This window comes from Streptomyces sp. NPDC053076 (assembly GCF_044546845.1).
In the GTDB taxonomy this organism is placed as follows: domain Bacteria; phylum Actinomycetota; class Actinomycetes; order Streptomycetales; family Streptomycetaceae; genus Streptomyces.
Map to the genome: position 1 here is coordinate 398,802 of NZ_JBITZL010000006.1, position 19,076 is coordinate 417,877.

General features: G+C 70.5%; 16 protein-coding genes and 1 pseudogene. 13 read left to right on the plus strand and 4 right to left on the minus strand.

The features are described 5' to 3' along the window. Positions 1-69 precede the first annotated feature (69 nt). From ACIGYR_RS25780 to ACIGYR_RS25790, 3 genes are all read right to left on the minus strand, one after another. Positions 70-1,251 (minus strand): acyltransferase family protein, encoded by a 1,182-nt coding sequence (locus ACIGYR_RS25780; RefSeq protein ID WP_399597186.1) that lies wholly within the window; start codon positions 1,249-1,251, stop codon positions 70-72. Between the two features lie 256 nt (positions 1,252-1,507). Beyond that, positions 1,508-2,851, minus strand: a complete 1,344-nt coding sequence (locus ACIGYR_RS25785) for a polysialyltransferase family glycosyltransferase (RefSeq protein ID WP_391840047.1) — start codon at positions 2,849-2,851, stop codon at positions 1,508-1,510. Further along, positions 2,851-3,831 carry a glycosyltransferase family 2 protein gene (locus ACIGYR_RS25790; RefSeq protein WP_399598598.1) on the minus strand — a complete coding sequence of 327 codons (981 nt, stop codon included), beginning with the start codon at positions 3,829-3,831 and terminating at the stop codon, positions 2,851-2,853. Before ACIGYR_RS25790 ends, ACIGYR_RS25785 begins: the two co-directional genes overlap by 1 nt. Before the next feature lie 198 nt (positions 3,832-4,029). Between ACIGYR_RS25790 and ACIGYR_RS25795 the strand changes: the two genes are divergently transcribed. The 13 genes and pseudogenes from ACIGYR_RS25795 to ACIGYR_RS25855 form a co-directional block, all read left to right on the plus strand. Continuing rightward, the gene (locus ACIGYR_RS25795; RefSeq protein ID WP_399597189.1) at positions 4,030-5,358 is read left to right on the plus strand and encodes a DUF6716 putative glycosyltransferase; all 1,329 of its coding nucleotides are present in this window, start codon (positions 4,030-4,032) and stop codon (positions 5,356-5,358) included. A 23-nt stretch (positions 5,359-5,381) separates the two neighbouring features. Next, a complete protein-coding gene (locus ACIGYR_RS25800; protein ID WP_391840050.1) occupies positions 5,382-6,611 on the plus strand; it encodes a cytidylyltransferase domain-containing protein in 1,230 nt (409 codons plus the stop codon). A gap of 12 nt (positions 6,612-6,623) precedes the next feature. After that, a complete protein-coding gene (locus ACIGYR_RS25805) occupies positions 6,624-7,562 on the plus strand; it encodes an N-acetylneuraminate synthase family protein (RefSeq protein WP_399597193.1) in 939 nt (312 codons plus the stop codon). A gap of 47 nt (positions 7,563-7,609) precedes the next feature. Next, entirely contained in the window at positions 7,610-8,758 is a 1,149-nt protein-coding gene (locus ACIGYR_RS25810) for a hypothetical protein (protein ID WP_399597196.1), read from the plus strand. A 305-nt stretch (positions 8,759-9,063) separates the two neighbouring features. Further along, positions 9,064-9,201, plus strand: a complete 138-nt coding sequence (locus tag ACIGYR_RS25815; protein WP_399597198.1) for a hypothetical protein — start codon at positions 9,064-9,066, stop codon at positions 9,199-9,201. A 207-nt stretch (positions 9,202-9,408) separates the two neighbouring features. Beyond that, entirely contained in the window at positions 9,409-10,644 is a 1,236-nt protein-coding gene (locus ACIGYR_RS25820; RefSeq protein ID WP_391840055.1) for an amidohydrolase, read from the plus strand. 278 nt (positions 10,645-10,922) lie between these two features. Continuing rightward, positions 10,923-11,978, plus strand: a complete 1,056-nt coding sequence (locus ACIGYR_RS25825; protein WP_399597202.1) for a BMP family protein — start codon at positions 10,923-10,925, stop codon at positions 11,976-11,978. A 199-nt stretch (positions 11,979-12,177) separates the two neighbouring features. Then, positions 12,178-13,704, plus strand: a complete 1,527-nt coding sequence (locus ACIGYR_RS25830) for an ABC transporter ATP-binding protein (RefSeq protein WP_399598601.1) — start codon at positions 12,178-12,180, stop codon at positions 13,702-13,704. Further along, positions 13,701-14,828, plus strand: coding sequence for an ABC transporter permease (locus ACIGYR_RS25835; RefSeq protein WP_399597204.1), 1,128 nt, complete (start codon positions 13,701-13,703; stop codon positions 14,826-14,828). The genes ACIGYR_RS25830 and ACIGYR_RS25835 overlap by 4 nt, the downstream gene beginning before the upstream one ends. Beyond that, complete coding sequence (locus ACIGYR_RS25840) at positions 14,828-16,114, plus strand: ABC transporter permease (protein WP_399597207.1); 1,287 nt, start codon at positions 14,828-14,830, stop codon at positions 16,112-16,114. The genes ACIGYR_RS25835 and ACIGYR_RS25840 overlap by 1 nt, the downstream gene beginning before the upstream one ends. Further along, the gene (locus ACIGYR_RS25845) at positions 16,111-16,515 is read left to right on the plus strand and encodes a cytidine deaminase (protein ID WP_399597210.1); all 405 of its coding nucleotides are present in this window, start codon (positions 16,111-16,113) and stop codon (positions 16,513-16,515) included. Before ACIGYR_RS25840 ends, ACIGYR_RS25845 begins: the two co-directional genes overlap by 4 nt. A 79-nt stretch (positions 16,516-16,594) precedes the next feature. Then, positions 16,595-17,872: a thymidine phosphorylase gene (locus ACIGYR_RS25850; protein WP_399598604.1), complete on the plus strand. Its 1,278-nt coding sequence runs from the start codon at positions 16,595-16,597 to the stop codon at positions 17,870-17,872. 34 nt (positions 17,873-17,906) lie between these two features. Continuing rightward, positions 17,907-18,131 (plus strand): annotated as a pseudogene (locus ACIGYR_RS25855) (hypothetical protein); the annotation flags it as partial. Positions 18,132-18,137: 6 nt separating this feature from the next. Here ACIGYR_RS25855 and ACIGYR_RS25860 read toward each other — a convergent pair. Further along, positions 18,138-19,058, minus strand: coding sequence for an AEC family transporter (locus ACIGYR_RS25860; RefSeq protein WP_399597212.1), 921 nt, complete (start codon positions 19,056-19,058; stop codon positions 18,138-18,140). Between the last annotated feature and the right edge of the window lie 18 nt (positions 19,059-19,076).

Below are 19,076 nucleotides of genomic sequence, written 5' to 3' on the forward strand. Positions count from 1 at the left end.
CGACACGGCGGCCGGTGGGAGTGATCCGCTCCCACCGGCCGCCGTCTTTCACCTGCGGCGCGGGCCCGCTCAGCGCACGGGGACGGCCCTCGGCCGCTTCGCCGCCAGCGCCCGCTTCAGCCGGGGCCCGAACGGCCGTTCCACGAAGCGGTGCATCAGCCAGGCGAGCCCCAGCAGCCCGGCCACCGTCGCGGCGAGCGTGGGCCACGGGCCGAGGCCGACGCCCCGGTGCAGCACCCGGATGACGAACCAGCCCAGGTGCTCGTGGATCAGGTAGAAGGGGTACGTCAGCGCCCCGGCCACCGACAGCCAGCGCCAGTCGGCCCAGCGCGTCCAGCCCAGCGCCACCACCGCGACCGCCGCGAAGGACAGGAAGACGATTGCCTGGATGACGTGCGGATCGCGTGGGAAGCCGCCGTGCGCGCCCGGGTGCCACAGGGCCGTGACCGAGTAGCGCTGTCCCAGCAGGAAGGACATGCCGACGATGCCCCACAGCAGCAGGTCGCTGCCGAAGCGGTGGATCAGGTAGAGGGCCAGGCCGCCGATGAAGTACGGCGCGTGGTCCCGCATCACCAGCTCGTCGGTGAGCGGGAGGTCGGCGACGCGGGCGAAGGCGCCGGCCAGTGTCCACAGGATGCAGAAGGTCACCACCCGCCGGTAGGTGACGCCCCGCCAGATCACGAAGAGCGCGAAGAGCACGTAGAACCGCATCTCCACCCAGAGCGTCCAGCACACGCCCAGCACCCGCGGCACGCCCATCGGCTGCTGCAGCATGGTGAAGTTCATCAGGAACTCGTCCGACCTGAGCGGGTGCACCACCACCGGCAGGAGGACCGCGGCGGCGCCCACGATGAGCAGGGCCGCCCAGTAGGCCGGATAGAGCCGGGAGACGCGGGAGCGGAAGAAGTCACCCAGGGTGCGGCCCCAGCTGCTCATGCAGATCACGAAGCCGCTGATGACGAAGAAGAACTGGACGCCCAGGCAGCCGTAGGTCGCCGCTTGTGACAGGGTCGGGAACACCTTGCCCGGGGACTGGTGCCAGGAGGAGGCGACCTCTCCGTTCTTGCCCGCGAAGTGGTAGAGGCAGACCATCAGCGCGGCCAGCAGTCGCAGCCCGTCCAGGGCACGCAGCCGGTCACCCGCGCGCTTGCGGACGGGGCCGGCCGGCAACGTGCCGGGAACCGGCAGCCGTTCTGCGGGCAGCGCCCCGACAGTGCTCGCCGGTGCGAGGGTCTGGTCGGCCGATTTCATCGTGGGCCTCTTTCGGCGGGTGCGAAATCCGGTGTCGTCCGTGAGTCAACGAAACGACGCTACGCAACCCCGACGGAGGAAAAGCGATCCAAAGTTGACGTGCAGCAATCGCACAGATGTCGTGCGGGTGAAAGATGTGGCGCCTGGTTGACGTCCGGGTGCAGAAAAAGCGCGTCGCCCCCCGGTCCTGCGGGGAGCGACGCGTGGGAAGAGGCGTGGGAAGACGCGGGGGAAGACGCGGGGGCAGGCGGCGGACTCAGCGCCGCGCCAGCGCCCGGGCCCGGCGGGCGATCCGGCGCACGGTCGCGTTGCGTGGGATGAACGACAACTGCGCGGGCACCGCGCCCGGGAGGGCCAGCGACGTCAGCCGGCGGCGCTTGAAGTAGCGCCAGGTGTGCGGGTCGAGGTGCCGGGAGAGGTAGCTCTCGGCGGCACCCCGCAGCTCCGGATAGATCTTCGGCTGCATGGCGAAGCCCACCGCCGCGAGCAGCGCGGCCAGTTCGTCCACGCGTTCCCGCGAAGGCATCGACCAGCCGGACACGCTCTCGCCGTCGCCGAGCTCGGGCAGCAGCGCGTCGGCGATGGTGACCGGGACCCGGTTGCTGTTCTGGTAGGGCGTGAGCCGGGCCAGGACGGTGTCGGTGCCGACCCGGGCGACGGGCAGACCGTACAGCGCGGCCGCCGTGAACAGCGCGGTGGAGAAGCAGCCGACGACCAGTGCGGGACGCAGCCGCCGGAACGCCACCTCGGCGAGCACGGGCACGTCGAGCACGGTGAGTTCGGCGCCGAGCCGGTCCGCCTCCTTCTCCAGCAGCCGTGACCAGTGGGCGGGCGCCACCGGGTGCGGCTTGAAGACCAGCCTGCGATGGCCGAGCGCCACCGCGCCGCGCACCATCCTCAGGTGCAGTTCCTCCTCCTCGGCGGCACTGAGGATGTCCAGCGCCGAGAGGTACTGGCCGAGGAGCAGCGCGGGCCGCGGCTCGCCGGTGCCCGGCAGCTCGGTTTCGTCCTCGGTGAGTTCCTCCAGCACCTTCAGGAACACCTCGGTGGGCACCAGTTCCGGCCGCACACCGAACTCGGTGAGCAGCAGCGGGGTCAGCCCGGGGACCAGGTCGAGGTGGAGGAGACGCTCGATGCGCGTGCCGACCAACGGGTCGATCTTGTCGCGCGTGGGGCCATAGCTTATGAGGCCGTCGGCGTAGACATCGACGGGAGCGCCGGTGAACAGCTGGCACAGCGCGAGCGCCGGATTGACCTGCACGGATTCCACGGTGAGCTGGATCTGGTCGTCACCGAGCCCCCACAGCAGCCGTACGTACCGCTCCCACATGGGAATGTCGTTGGCGCGTGGGCCCCAACCGCTCGGGTGCAGGGGCGCGATGGCCTCGTTCCAGGACAGCACCCCGTCGAAGCGGTCGCCGATGCCGGGGAAGCCCGGCATCCGGTCCACGGACGGCGTGGTCTCGGGGTTGGCCGCGTTGTTGGTGACGACGAGCAGCCGGCGGTCCGCCGGTGCGAACAACCCCGCGTCGAGGGCGGCGGCCAGGGTGGCCGCTCCATACAGCGTCGACGCGCAGAAGATGTGGGTGGTGCGGGGCATCAGGCGGCCACCGTCCGGGCCCCGGCCGGCCGGCGCCTGAGCCGCCGCAGCCGGCTCGCGCGCTGCGGGTCCATCGAGTCCAGGACCTGCGCCAGCACGTCCTGCGGCAGCCTTTTCAGCGCGGCCGCGCTCAGGGAACGCAATTGTCGAGCCACGGCGGGTTCGAACCTCTCGATCGATCCGAGGTGATGGGCCATGATGGCGCAATACGTGCGCACGGCTTTCGGCAGCAGCTTATCGGCCTCGGGATCCCGCGCCGTTTCCTCGATCACCTGGTCGAATGCGCGGATGAAATCCAGTTGACGGACATCACCGATCTGGGTGAGCGACGAAGCGACCCCGCGCCGGTAATACACGCCGAGCAGACCGACGGCGGCGAAAGACTTCGCCTCCCGGTGCAGCTTCCAGATCCACGGCCGGTCCTCGGCCGTGCGCAGCCCGTGGGTGAAGTGCAGCAGGCCCTGGTCGACGAGCCGGCGGTGATAGACGCCCGCCCACGCGTACGCGTAGTCGACGGAGGTGGACCGGTCCGCGGGCAGGATCGTGTCCCGCGGGTTCAGCACGACACCGCGGCGGCCCTGCGGGACCCGGTGGACGGCACGGGCCCGGCCGGTGCACTGCACATGGTCGGTGCGGACGAAGTCGCAGCCCAGCTCGTCCATGGCCGCGACCAGTTGCGGGTAGTACCCGGGGGCGAGCCAGTCGTCACCGTCCAGGAACGTCAGGTACTCGCCGCGCGCCCGGTCGATGCCGGTGTTGCGCGCGGTCGCCAGCCCTCCGTTCTGCTCATGTCTGACCAGGACCGCGCCGGGCAGTTCGCGTTCCGCGCGCGCCAGGATCTCCGGAGTCTCGTCGCGCGAGCAGTCGTCGACGAGAATGAATTCGAAGTCCTCACGCGTGTTCGCACGCAGGCTCTTCAGCGTGTCTGGCGCGTATTGCTGGACGTTGTAGAAGGGCACGATGACCGAGAGCTTCACCACCCGGATGACGTTAGAGGGAAGCCCGGCCCGCGTCCTGACTGTCTCCTTGATTTCAGGTGAACTACACGTGGCAAAGCTGTGAACCAGACTGTTTTCCGGTGTGATCAGCGCCTGATTCGCCATTCGGCGACGCGCTGTTAACCGTTTGTTGTATTCAGGTTGGGTGGAACCTTGGAATCGCTTCCTAGCGTCTTCGATGTGCCAGCAAGTGCTACGAAGTCCCTGCGGGTCGCCGTCCTCGCGGACTCCGACACCCGCTGGAAGTGGGGCGCGCTCACCGCGCAGCGCCTCGCTCCCGCGGCTGCCGAGGTCCGGCTCGACGGCTATCTGCTGCGGGGACGCGCCACCCCAACCGCCCGCCAGCTCGGGGAGGTCGGCGTCCAGGCCGACTCCCTGAACGAGGTCACCGGCGTCGAGTTCGTGCGCGCCATGACCGAGGAGTCGTACGACATCCTCGTCCTCGCCCTGGTCGGCGGCGGCGTCCAGGCGATGCTGCACGGGCTGCGCGCCGCCTGGGGCTCCGGGCGGCGTCCCGTGGTCGTCACCGGCTATGTCGGGGTCGTCTACGAGAAGCTCACCGACGGACTGCTGCTGCGGCACGGCGCGGACCTCGTCCTCGCCAACTCCCGCCATGACGCGGACCGGTTCCGGGCCGTGTACGAGGGGGTGGGCGCCGACGCCTCCTCGGTCACCGAGGTCGCGCTGCCCTTCCTGGGCGGCGCGCCCTACACCGGCGAACACGAGCCCTACACGGTGGTGTTCGCGGTCCAGCCGTCCGTGCCGGACAACCGCCGGGACCGCGTCTACCTGCTCGACCGCCTGGTGGAACACGCCCGGCGGCACCCCGGGCGCGAGGTGCTGCTGAAGCTGCGCTCCAAGCCCGGCGAGCACACCACCCACATCGAGGAGCTGCCGTACCAGAAGCTGGTCCAGGGCAAGGACCTGCCGGCCAACTTCCGTCTGGTGTACGGGCACATGGGCGAGGTGCTCGACCGCACCGACCTGCTCGTCACGGTCAGCTCCACCGCCGCCCTGGAGGCCCTGCACCGCCGTATCCCCACGGCCGTCCTCACCGACCTCGGGGTGCGCGAGGTGCTCGGTAACCACCACTTCACCGGCTCGGGCTGCCTCGCCTCCTGGGACCAGCTCGACGCCGGGCACCGGCCGGTGCCGGACGAGGAGTGGGTGGCCCGGCAGGGCGTGGCGGCCGCGGGCACCTCCTCCGGGGGAGGTTCCTACGCCACCGCGTTCGACACCGCCCGCGAGCGCATCGCCAAGCTGCTGGACCGGCCGGGCGGCCTGCCGCCCCTGAACCCTTACTACACCCGCGAGACCGCGCCCGGTTATCTGCCCGGCATCCTCGCCCGTCATCACCTCGGCCCCGACGGCGTACCGCTGCCCGGCGCGCCCGCCGCCGACAAGGCGCCCGGTCCCGTCCGGCAGATCGTGCGCCGGGCCGCGCGAGGCGCCTACCGGCACGGCGTCCAGCGGGTCGCCCCCGTGATCCGGCGGATGGGCGAGCTGTGACCTCACTGCAAGGAGTAGACCCCATGTCCCACTCGGAAGCCGGACCGGCCGCAACGGTCCGCCGGGTGCTCGCGGTGATCCCCGCGCGCGGCGGCTCCAAGGGCGTCCCCGCGAAGAACCTCGCCCCCGTGGGCGGTGTCCCGCTGGTGGCGCGCGCGGTGCGCGAGTGCCGGGCGACCCGGCTGGTGACCGATGTCGTCGTCTCCACCGACGACCAGGCCATCGCCGCCGCCGCGCGGGAGGCCGGCGCCGAGGTCGTGCTGCGGCCCGCCGCCATCGCCGGTGACACCGCCACCTCGGAGGCCGCGGTCCTGCACGCCATGGACACCCACGAGGCGCTGCACGGCGCCGCGGTCGACGTGGTCCTGCTCGTGCAGTGCACCAGCCCGTTCCTGATCCGCGAGGACATCGACGGGGTGGCCGCCGCGGTCGCCGAGAACGGCGCCGACACCGCCGTCACCGTGGCTCCCTTCCACGGCTTCATCTGGCGGGAGGCCGAGGTGGAGGCCGAGGGCGGGGCGGGCGTCAACCACGACAAGTCCTACCGCCCGCGCCGCCAGGACCGCCCCCAGGACTTCCTGGAGACCGGCGCCGCCTACGCCATGGACGCGGCCGGCTTCCGCGAGCAGCGCCACCGCTTCTTCGGCCACACCGAGCTGGTGCGCACCGACCCGGCCCGGGTGCTGGAGATCGACGACCCGCACGACCTGGCGCGGGCCCGGGCCCTCGCCCCCCTCTTCGACGCGGACCGCCCCGGTTCGCTGCCGACCGCCGACGACGTGGACGCGGTCGTACTGGACTTCGACGGCACCCAGACCGACGACCGGGTGCTGGTCGACTCCGACGGACGGGAGTTCGTCGCCGTGCACCGCGGTGACGGACTCGGCATCGCGGCGCTGCGCAGGAGCGGCCTGAAGATGCTGATCCTGTCCACGGAACAGAACCCGGTCGTCGCCGCCCGGGCACGGAAGCTGAAGATCCCCGTGCTGCACGGCATCGACCGGAAAGACCTCGCCCTGAAGCAGTGGTGCGAGGAGCAGGGCATCGCGCCGGAGCGCGTGCTCTACGTCGGCAACGACGTCAACGACCTCCCGTGCTTCGCCCTCGTCGGCTGGCCCGTGGCGGTCGCGAGCGCCCATGACGTCGTACGCGGCGCCGCACGCGCGGTCACCACCGTCCCCGGCGGCGACGGCGCGATCCGAGAGATCGCCAGCTGGATCCTCGGCCCCTCTCTCGATTCCCTCCCCAAGTAAGGACACCCCCTGATGAGCACCAACTCCCGTCTGCGCACGTTCGGTTCGCGCGAGGTAGGCCCCGGCAAGCCCGTCTACATCTGCGGCGAGATCGGCATCAACCACAACGGTGAGCTGGAGAACGCCTTCAAGCTGATCGACGTGGCCGCCGAGGCCGGCTGTGACGCCGTCAAGTTCCAGAAGCGCACCCCCGAGATCTGCACGCCCCGCGACCAGTGGGACATCGAGCGCGACACCCCCTGGGGCCGGATGACCTACATCGACTACCGCCACCGCGTGGAGTTCGGTGAGGACGAGTACCGCCAGATCGACCAGTACTGCAAGGAGAAGGGGATCGACTGGTTCGCCTCCCCGTGGGACACCGAGGCCGTCGCCTTCCTGGAGAAGTTCGACGTCCCCGCCCACAAGGTGGCCTCCGCCTCCCTCACGGACGACGAGCTGCTGCGCGCCCTGCGCGCCACCGGCCGCTCGGTGATCCTCTCCACCGGCATGTCGACGCCGAAGCAGATCCGCCACGCGGTCGAGGTCCTGGGCAGCGACAACATCCTCATGTGCCACGCCACCTCCACCTACCCGGCCAAGGCCGAGGAGCTGAACCTCCGCGCGATCAACACGCTGGAGAAGGAGTTCCCGAACGTCCCGATCGGTTACTCCGGTCACGAGACGGGCCTGCAGACCACCCTCGCCGCGGTCGCGCTCGGGGCGACCTTCGTCGAGCGTCACATCACCCTCGACCGCGCCATGTGGGGCTCCGACCAGGCCGCCTCCGTGGAGCCTCAGGGCCTCACCCGCCTCGTCCGTGACATCCGCACCATCGAGGCGTCCCTCGGCGACGGCGTCAAGAAGGTCTACGACTCCGAGCTGGGCCCGATGAAGAAGCTGCGCCGCGTCGCCGGTGTCGTCGCCGAGGCGGAGATCGCCGCGGCGGCGGGCGAGCCGGTCTCGGTCTGAGCACCCTGATCGCCTTAGCTGCCCTACGACGGGACGGTCGTACGCCGATGAGCCCCCGCGCCGGTCAGGCCGGCCCCCCTGCCCACACGCTCGCCTTCGTGGAGAGCCCGGTACAGCTGCTGAACGTACTGGAGTGGGCGCACCTGCACGGTCGGCGCGGCGGCGCCGAGCCGGAACGGCAGGCCGTGCCCGCACAGGCCCGGCGGATGCCGGCCGGTGCCATACAGCCGGCCGACGCGGAGCTCACCGTCGTCGTCCTGTCCCCGACCGACCCCATGACCCGGGGCCAGCTGCGCCGGATGGCCGACCTGGCCCGGGACGAGGGGTACCTGGTGCGCTGGGAAGAGGCGCGGGGCGGTACGACCGCGCCGTTCCACACGATCGGCGGCCTGGCGGGTTCCCTCCGCCGGGCCGACCGCATCGTGATGGGGGACCCGTTCTCCCGCTACGTGCAGCTCCTGTTGACCATCACCCGGGCCAAGGACCTGGTCGTGGTCGACGACGGCACGGCGACGATGGAGTTCGTCGCCCAGCTGGCCCGTGGTGAACGCCTGGTCCGCTGGCACCGCAAGGGCGGCCGGCCCGGCGCCCGCGACCTGCTCTTCGCGCCGGTCTCCTCCTCCGCCCGGCGCCGCCTCACCCCGAGCGACCACCGGCGCGTCGAGGTCTTCTCCTCCATGCCGGTGACCGAGACCCCCGAGGGCGTCACCGTCACCGCCAACGACTTCGCCTGGACCCGCGCCCGCTTCGGACCGCCGCGCATCACCAAGGGCGCGGACATGGTCGGCACCTCCCTGGTGGAGACCGGGGTCGTGGACGGCGACTGCTATCTGGAGGCCGTCCGCCACCTGGCCAAGGCGCACGGCGCCGCCCGCTACTTCGCCCACCGCCGGGAGAGCACCGACAAGCTGCACCGCCTGGCCGTCGAGACGGGACTGGAGATAGTGCGTCCGGACCTGCCGCTGGAACTGATCGCCCGTCGCGGTCCCATCGGCCGGACGGTCCTCAGCTTCCCCTCCACGGTGGTGCACACCCTCCCGCTGGCCCTGGCCGGCACGGGCGTCCGGGTGGCGGTCTGCGACATCGACCCGACCTGGCTCACGGACACCGCCTCCCCACGGGCCCAGGGCTTCCTGTCGGGCGTGACCGACACGGCCCGGGACGTCCACCGGCTGGCAGCGGTGAGCCCGGAGTAGCCCGGCCCGACCCGCGGCCGTCGGCCGTGGGTACGGATGCTCAGGTGCTCCGCGGTCGCATCGCCGTACCGTTTTCCAGCTGGTGCGGGAGCGACTGGAAGCGGATGCGGCGGCACACGGTTCCGCCCGCACGAGGCCGGCGGTCGATCCGTCTCCACGATCACCTGGCTGGGCTATGACGCACCGGACAAGATTGTCACGGACGCGCCCTACGGCCACTACGCAGACGACGGTGGCCGGCGTTCGACACGTTCCCGGACGGGCCCGGTTCCTGGGATCATGTGAAGTGGGAGAGACTCCCCGACGTGAAGATCAGGCCGGGCGTCCTGGCGGTCGCCGTGCCCCTCATGTTCACCACCCTCACCGGATGCGACATGACCGCCGACGGCTCCGGCACGCACCTCGGCCCCGGGCGAAGACCGGCGTACGCATCAGCCGGATGAAGCGGGCGGGGTCCGGTTCGTGGACATCGCGCGCGTGATTGCTGTGATGCGTGGTATGGGTGGAGAGAGGAAGCAGAGGTTTTACCCACCGTAGTCCGCCGCCATGCGTCCGCCGGTCAGATTTTCTTCCCCTAACGGGCTGAACTTTTGTTGATCGAGGGGTAGTTGATCAGTGGGCGTCCTACCCTTCAGAGGGTGAAGCAATTGATGTCCCTAGAGTCCGAGGCCGGCCTTTCGGGGGATGTGCTCCCCGGCGTGCTGAGCGAGTCCCTGCACGCCGAACTCGTCGCCTTCCGCCGCGACTTGCACATGCACCCCGAGCTGGGCAACCAGGAGTTCCGTACGACCGCCGCGATCAAGGAGCGGCTCGAGCAGGCAGGGCTCCGGCCCCGAGTCCTCGCCACCGGAACCGGACTCGTCTGCGACATCGGGGTCACGGAGGGTGAGCGTTCGGCCGTACCCATCCTGGCGCTGCGCGCGGACATCGACGCGCTGCCCATCCCGGACACCAAGACGGACTGCCCCTACCGCTCGACCGTGCCCGACCGCGCCCACGCCTGCGGCCACGACGTGCACACCAGCGTCGTCCTCGGCGCCGGGCTCGTCCTCGCCGACCTGCACGCCAAGCGGCTGCTGTCCCGTCCGGTGCGGCTGGTGTTCCAGCCCGCCGAGGAGGTGCTGCCCGGCGGGGCTCTCGGCGCCATCGCCGACGGGGTGCTCGAAGGCGTCGGCCGGATCCTGGCCGTGCACTGCGACCCCCGGGTGGACGCGGGGAAGGTCGGGCTGCGGCACGGGCCGATCACCAGTGCCTGCGACCGGCTGGAGATCGCGCTCGACGGACCCGGCGGGCACACCGCCCGTCCCCACCTGACCACCGACCTGGTCACCGCCGCCGCCCGCGTGGCCATCGACGTGCCCGCGCTCATCGCGCGGCGCGTCGACACCCGCGCCGGGCTCGCGCTGACCTGGGGCCGGATCGAGTCCGGCCATGCCCCGAACGTCGTGCCGCAGCACGCCGAGCTGTCCGGGACCATCCGCTGCCTGGATCTGGACGCCTGGCGGGACGCGCCCGACATCGTGCACGAGGCCATCGACGAGGTCGCCACGCTGCACCGCGCCAAGTCGGAGATCAACTACATGCGGGGCGTGCCGCCCGTGGTGAACGACCGGCAGTCCACCGAGCTGCTGCGCCGGGCCATGGTCGCCCGGCGGGGCATGCGTTCCGTGGAGAGCACGGAGCAGAGCCTCGGCGGCGAGGACTTCTCCTGGTACCTGGAGGAGGTGCCGGGAGCGATGGCCCGCCTCGGGGTGCGCCGGCCCGGTGAGCGCACGGTGCGCGATCTCCACCAGGGTGACTTCGACGCCGACGAGCGTGCGATCACGGTCGGCGTGGAGATGTTCACCGCCGCGGCCTTCCTGGACACCGACGCGACGCGAGGGTGAGCGGACGGCCCCCTCGGGGGCCGTTCCCCTGACCGGCGCAACACAGAAGCAAGCCATTCGCATACTGTCCGCAACAACGCCGTGAGAAGGCCCTCAGTTCGAGTTCAGACACCGTTTGCCTCGAATCGATAACGGCTTCGCGAGAGGGTTTTTTGCGACATCTACGCGCGTTACGATGCCGCGAAGCCGACGCCGATGGGGCGTCTCGGCTGGAGCACTGGCATGGTGCTCCCATCAAGCGCCGACATGGCGCTCAGGTCAGGTGAAGGAGCCTTCCCGTGCGCCGGGTAGCCAAGCTTTCCGCTGCGTGTATCGCGTCCGCAGCACTCGCACTGACTGCCACTGCCTGTGGCAGCACCTCCTCCGACAACGACGCCGGCTCGTCCCCCTCGGGCGACGGCAAGGGCGTCAAGATCGGTCTCGCGTTCGACGTCGGCGGCCGTGGTGACCGCTCCTTCAACGACTCCGCCGCGCGCGGTGCCGACAAGGCCAAGAAGGAGTTCGGCGGCGAGATCAAGGAACTGACCGCCAAGACCTCCGACACCGAGGCCGACCGTGAGCAGCGTCTGTCGGACCTGGCGGAGGCGGGCTACAACCCGGTCGTCGGTGTCGGCTACGCCTACGCCGCCTCCATGACCAAGGTCGCCGCGAAGTACCCGAAGACCAGCTTCGGCATCGTCGACTCGGTCGTGAACGCCAAGAACGTCGACAGCATCAACTTCACCGAGGAGCAGGGCTCCTACCTGGCCGGTGTCGCCGCGGCGCTGAAGACCAAGACGAAGCACGTCGGCTTCATCGGTGGTGTCGACGTCCCGCTGATCAAGAAGTTCGAGGCGGGTTACGTCCAGGGCGTCAAGGACACCAACCCGAAGATCAAGATCGACACGCAGTACCTGTCGCACGGCTCGGACACCTCCGGCTTCGCCAGCCCCGACAAGGGCAAGGAGGCCGCGCAGGGCATGCTGGACAACGGCGCCGACGTCATCTACACGGCGGCCGGCTCCTCCGGCAACGGCGCGATCGAGGCCGTCGCCGGCAAGAAGGGCGCCTGGGCCATCGGCGTGGACTCGGACCAGTACAACATCCCGGGTCTGGCCAAGTACAAGAAGGCGATCCTGACCTCGATGGTCAAGAACGTCGACGTCGGTGTCTACGACTTCGTCAAGTCGGTCCACGACGGCAAGCCGCTGACCGGCACCAACAGCTACTCGCTCGCCAAGGACGGCGTTTCGCTGGCCACCAGCGGCGGCTTCATCGACGACATCCAGGCCAAGCTGGACGCGGCGAAGAAGAAGATCGTCGACGGCTCGATCAAGGTCAAGACCACCCCGTGACCTGACGGGTCCCGTCGGACTCCAGGCTCGGCGCGGGGCGCCCTTCGGAGCCCCTCGCCGAGCCATAACAATGTGTCAACTCTACGCGTGTAGCACGGAGTTGCCGCGCTAGCGTCGCCGACGCCTGCCCCCTCCCCGCAGCCCCTTTCCCCGAGGAGAGTGCGCCATCAACGCGTCCAGCCCTCCCGCTGCCGTCGAACTGCGCGGCATCACCAAGCGTTTCCCCGGCGTCGTCGCCAACCGCGACATCGACATCACGGTCCGTACGGGCACCGTCCATGCCCTGTGCGGTGAGAACGGCGCCGGCAAGTCCACCCTGATGAAGATCCTCTACGGCATGCAGCAGCCGGACGAGGGCACCATCACGGTCAACGGCGAGCAGGTCGTCCTGCACAACCCCGGCGACGCCATCGCCCGCGGCATCGGCATGGTGCACCAGCACTTCATGCTCGCCGACAACCTCACCGTGCTGGAGAACGTCGTCCTCGGCGCGGAGAAGCTGCACGGCATCGGGGGCAAGGCCCGCGCCAAGATCAAGGAGATCTCGGACGCCTACAGCCTGAACGTCCGGCCCGACGTCCTCGTCGAGGAGCTGGGCGTCGCCGACCGCCAGCGCGTGGAGATCCTCAAGGTCCTCTACCGCGGCGCCAAGACCCTCATCCTCGACGAGCCGACCGCCGTGCTCGTGCCGCAGGAGGTCGACGCGCTCTTCGACAACCTGCGCGAGCTCAAGGCCGAGGGCCTCACCGTCATCTTCATCTCCCACAAGCTGGGCGAGGTGCTGTCGGTCGCCGACGAGATCACCGTCATCCGGCGCGGCACCACCGTCGGCACGGTCGAGCCGCGGGGCACCACCCCCAAGCAGCTCGCCGAACTGATGGTCGGCAGCGAGCTGCCCACCCCGGAGACCGAGGAGTCCACCGTCACGGACGCCCCGATGCTCGAACTGGACGGCCTGCACCTGTCGCAGACCGACCTCGACGGCATCGAGCGGATCATCCTGGACGAGGTCTCCTTCACCATCCACAAGGGTGAGGTCCTCGGCATCGCCGGTGTGGAGGGCAACGGCCAGTCCGAGCTGGTCGAGGCGATCATGGGCATGCGGCAGCCCGACGCCGGTGTCGTCACCCTCGACGGCACCGACATCTCCCGCGCCGCCACCCGCGACCGCCGCGAGGCCGGCATCGGCTACATCCCCGAGGACCGCCATCGCCACGGCCTGCTCCTGGAAGCACCGCTGTGGGAGAACCGCATCCTCGGCCACGTCACCGAGAAGCCGAACTCGCGCGCCGGACTGCTCGACATCAAGGCGGCCCGTGCCGACACCGAGCGGATCGTGCAGGCGTACGACGTGCGCACGCCCGGCATCGACGTCACCGCGGCCTCGCTGTCCGGCGGCAACCAGCAGAAGCTGATCGTCGGCCGCGAGATGAGCCACGACCCCAAGCTGCTCATCGCCGCCCACCCCACCCGTGGCGTGGACGTCGGCGCCCAGGCGGCCATCTGGGACTACATCCGCGAGGCCCGCCGCGAGGGCCTGGCCGTACTGCTGATCTCCGCCGACCTGGACGAGCTGATCGGCCTCTCCGACACCCTGCGGGTGATGTACCGCGGCCGTCTGGTCGCCGACGCCGACCCCGCCACCATCACCCCCGAAGAGCTGGGCTCCGCCATGACGGGTGCGGCCACCGGCCACCTGGAGCACACAGAGGACGACGAGCGATGAAGAAGCTGACCTCACGGATCGACAAGGAGCGGCTGTTCCTCGGCATCGCCGCGCCGGTGCTGGCGGTCGTCGCCGCGCTCGTCGTCACCGCCCTGGTGATCCTCGCGACCGGCAAGAACCCCGGCGCCGCCTTCAGCGACATGACGACCTACGGCTTCGCCAGCGACAGCCAGGTCTACATCCTGAACAAGGCGACGACGTACTACCTCGCGGGTGTCGCGGTGGCCATCGGCTTCCGCATGAACCTGTTCAACATCGGTGTCGACGGCCAGTACCGGCTCGCCGCGTTCATCGCCGCCGTCCTCGGCGGCGCGCTGACCGTGCCCGGCTGGATAGCCATCCCGCTGATCATGATCTGTGCCATGGCGACCGGCGCCCTGTGGGCGGCCATCGCCGGCGTGCTCAAGGTGACCCGGGGCGTCAGCGAGGTCATCGCGACCATCATGCTGAACTCGATCGCCACCGCGATCATCGGCTACCTGCTCCAGCCCGACCGGCTGGGCGAGCTCCAGCAGGGCGGGACCCTCGTCTCCACCAAGCCGCTGCCGTCGTCCTCGTTCTTCTTCTCGATCGACACCGGCCCGGCCGGCGTCCTGGACGGCTTCATCGTCGTCGCCGTGATCGTCGGTCTCGCGTACTGGTTCGTGCTCGGCCGCACCCGGTTCGGCTTCGACCTGCGCACGGTCGGCCAGTCCGAGAGCGCCGCCTCCGCGAGCGGTGTGTCGGTGAAGAAGATGGTCGCCACCAGCATGATCATCTCGGGTGCGGTGGCCGGTCTGATCGGCATGCCCACGCTGCTGAACGAGAGCCACCAGTACGACAACAGCTTCCCCACCGGGATCGGCTTCACCGGCATCGCCATCGCGCTGCTCGGCCGCAACAACCCGGTCGGGATCGCGCTCGGCGCCCTGCTCTGGGGCTTCCTGGAGCGCACCACCAACCATCTCGAGTTCGAGGGCTACGACAAGGAGATCCTCGGCGTCATCCAGGGCGTCATCGTCCTCTGCGTCGTGATCGCCTATGAAGTCGTACGACGCTACGGCCTCAAGCGCCAGCAGCAGAAGGTCGGCGCCGAACTCGCCGCGCAGGCCGCCGCCCCGACGAAGAAGCAGGAGGTGGCGTGATGACTGCCACGATGACCGACGCGCCGCCGCCCGCGGCGCCCAAGGCGGCAGGCGCGCCTCAGCGCTCGGGCCGTTCCCTCGGCCAGATCCTCATGATCGTCGCCGGCGCCCTGCTGCTCGTAGCGGCCGTCCGCGTGATCACCGGCGCCGACCAGCTCGACTCCGCCGGACAGGTCGCCGCCGCCCTCGGTCTCGCCGTGCCGATCGGCCTCGCCGGACTCGCCGGCCTGTGGTCCGAGCGGGCCGGCGTGGTCAACATCGGCCTCGAAGGCATGATGATCCTCGGCACCTTCGGCGCCGGCTGGATCGGCTGGCAGTCCAGCCCCTGGCTCGGCCTGCTGTGCGGCATCGGCTTCGGTGTCCTCGGCGGTCTGGTGCACGCCGTCGCCACGATCACCTTCGGCGTCGACCACATCGTCTCCGGTGTCGCCGTCAACCTGCTCGCGCTCGGTGCCACCCAGTACCTCGCCAAGCTGTTCTTCGCCGACGGCAAGGCCGCGGAGGCGGGCGGCAACCCCAAGCAGTCCCCGCCCGCGGACTCGCTGCCCGACGTCACCATCCCCGGCCTCTCGGACGGTCTGGCGTCGATCGAGAAGCACCACTGGTTCCTGGTCTCCGACCTCGCCGGCATCATCGGCGGTCTGATCACCAACCTGTCCGTGATCACGATCCTCGCCGTGCTGCTGTTCGTCGGCAGCTGGTGGGTGCTGTGGCGCACCGCCTTCGGCCTGCGGCTGCGCTCCTGCGGTGAGAACCCGGTCGCCGCGGAGTCGCTCGGCGTCAACGTCTACCGGTACAAGTACGCGGCCGTCGCCATCTCCGGCGGCCTCGCCGGCCTCGGCGGCGCGTTCCTCGCGCTGGTCACCTCGCACACCTACCTGGAGGGCCAGACCGGAGGCCGCGGCTACATCGGACTCGCCGCCATGATCTTCGGCAACTGGCGCCCCGGCGGCCTCGCGATGGGCGCGGGCCTGTTCGGTTACTCCGACGCGCTCCAGCTGCGCAACGGCGGCGTCACGGTCCACGCCCTGCTGCTCCTGCTGGTCGTCCTGCTCGCGCTGCTGGCCGGCTGGAAGCTGTACAAGAAGGCCGTGGTGCAGGGCGTGATCAGCGCCGTCATGGCCGCGCTGGTGCTGGTCTGGTACCTGCTCACCGACGAGGTCCCGAGCGACTTCGTGGGCGCCACCCCGTACATCGTCACGCTGCTCGTGCTGTCGCTGTCCGCGCAGCGCCTGCGCATGCCGAAGGCGGACGGCATGCGGTACCGGAAGGGCCAGGGCAAGTGACCGCGCAAGCCGCCGGCTTCGACTGGGAGGCGCTGCGCGCCGAGGCGCGGGAGGCCATGTCCCACGCCTACGCCCCCTACTCGGGCTACCCGGTCGGCGTGGCGGCCCTGGTCGACGACGGCCGTGTCGTCACCGGCTGCAACGTCGAGAACGCCTCCTACGGCCTCGGCCTGTGCGCCGAGTGCGGCCTGGTCTCGCAGCTCCAGCGCACGGGTGGCGGCCGTCTGACGCACTTCACCTGCGTGGACGGCGAGGGCGCCCTCCTGGTGCCCTGTGGCCGCTGCCGCCAGCTGCTCTACGAGTTCGGCGGCCCGGGCCTGCTCCTCGACACCCCCGAGGGCGTCCTGACGCTCTCCGAGATGCTGCCCCAGGCATTCGGCCCGGACCATCTCACCAAGTAACTCCCGTACGGCCCCCCTGATCCGCTCAGGGGGGCCGTACACCTTCGCACCTCCCGGAAGGAAGCCATCAGCCATGGCCATGGACGCCATCTCCGTCATCCGCACCAAGCGGGACCGCGGCGAACTGACCGACGAGCAGATCGACTGGGTCATCGACGCGTACACCCGGGGCGAGGTCGCCGACGAGCAGATGTCCTCGCTCGCCATGGCGATCCTGCTGAACGGCATGAACCGCCACGAGATCGCCCGCTGGACCGCGGCGATGATCGCCTCCGGTGAGCGCATGGACTTCTCGTCGCTGTCCCGCCCGACGGCCGACAAGCACTCCACCGGCGGCGTCGGCGACAAGATCACCCTGCCGCTCGCCCCGCTCGTCGCCGCGTGCGGGGCCGCCGTCCCGCAGCTGTCCGGCCGCGGCCTCGGTCACACCGGCGGCACCCTGGACAAGCTGGAGTCGATCCCCGGCTGGCGCGCCCTGCTCTCCAACGAGGAGATGCTGCACGTCCTCGACACCACGGGCGCGGTGATCTGCGCGGCCGGCGACGGCCTGGCCCCCGCGGACAAGAAGCTGTACGCCCTGCGTGACGTGACCGGCACGGTGGAGGCGATCCCGCTGATCGCCTCCTCGATCATGTCGAAGAAGATCGCCGAGGGCACCGGCTCCCTGGTCCTGGACGTGAAGGTCGGCACGGGCGCCTTCATGAAGACGATCGAGGACGCCCGCGAGCTGGCGTCCACCATGGTCGGTCTCGGCACCGACCACGGCGTGAAGACGGTCGCGCTGCTGACGGACATGTCGACCCCGCTGGGCCTGACCGCGGGCAACGCGCTGGAGGTCCGCGAGTCGGTGGAGGTCCTGGCCGGCGGCGGTCCGGCGGACGTGGTGGAGCTGACCGTGGCCCTGGCCCGCGAGATGCTCGACGCGGCCGGCATCAAGGACGCGGACCCCGCGAAGGCCCTGGCCGACGGCTCCGCGATGGACGTGTGGCGCCGGATGATCGCGGCCCAGGGCGGCGACCCCGACGCCGAGCTGCCCACCTCGAAGGAGCAGCACGTCATCAAGGCCCCGTCCACCGGCGTCCTGACCCGCCTCGACGCCTACGACATCGGCGTCGCCGCCTGGCGTCTGGGCGCCGGCCGCGCCCGCAAGGAGGACCCGGTGCAGGCGGCGGCGGGCGTGGAGATGCACGCCAAGCCGGGCGACACGGTGACCGAGGGCCAGCCCCTGCTCACCCTGCACACCGACACCCCCGAGCGCTTCGAGTACGCGCTCCAGGCCGTGACGGGCTCGTACGACATCGCGGCGGCGGGCACCGACTTCCAGGCCACGTCGGTGGTGCGGGAACGTATCGCCTGACCTGGACTTTCATCGTTCGGATGAACGGGACCGGTGGACCACCGCCGGTCCCGTTCGGCCCCTGGCCGACCGCTGGGCCCCAAAAGGCCCCACCGCGACGCTCTACGGCGAGCCGAAGGGTGACGTCCACCGGGTCCCCGGCGCCGTGAAGTTCGGCGATCCCCTCAAGCTGCCGGAACCGTTCGACCTCGCCATCGACCTCGCCATCGCCATCGCCATCGCCATCGCCATTGGCACCGGCGCGTTCCCCGTCGACTGACCGGTTTCACCCCAGCACCGCCGCCACCCCCACCAGCACCGGTACCGACACCACCGTCGACAGCAGGACCGACTCGCGGGCCAGGGACTCGGCCACTCGGTAGCGGCTGGCGTAGGTGAACAGGTTCTGGGCGCCCGGCAGGGCCGCGGTCACCACCACGTCCAGCAGCGTGGCGCCGTGCAGACCGAAGACACCCCTGGCCAGCGCCCACGCCACGAGCGGCTGGCCCAGCGACTTCAGCGCGACCGACAGCAGGACCAGCCGGCTGTCCTGCCCGCGGCCGGGGGCCGGGTTGCCGTGCAGGGACATGCCGAAGGACAGCAGCGCCGCGGGGACGGACATGCCCCCGATCAGGCTCAGCGGATTCATGAGCGGACCGGGCAGCTGCCAGCCCGCCGCCGCAACCACCGCTCCGGACAGCGAGCCGACCGCGATCGGGTTGCGCAGCGGGGTCAGCAGACGCCGCCCCACCGAGTCCTTCCCGCCCGGACCGGACAGATCCAGGACCGTCAGGGCGACGGGCGTGACCAGCACGACCTGGAAGAGCAGCACCGGCGCCACCAGGGACGCGTCGCCCAGCACGTACGCGGCGATCGGGATGCCCAGGTTGCCCGAGTTGACGTAACCGGAGCACAGGGCGCCGATCGTGGTACGGCCCACTCCCCAGTGCCGCAGCACACCCACCGCCACGAACAGCCCGGCGACCGCCATCGTGCTCAGCGCCGTCACCAGCAGCCGGCTGGAGAAGAGGACGGAGAGGTCCGCCCGCGCGAGGGTGGTGAACAGGAGCGCCGGACCGGCCACCGCGAAGGCCAGCCGCGTCAGCACCTCGCGGCCCTGCTCACCGAGCGTGCCACGCCGTCCGAGCAGGTAGCCCACCACGATGACGACCGCGATCACCGCGAACCCGCTCAGCACCCCCGTCACAGGGCCAACCCTCCGGCC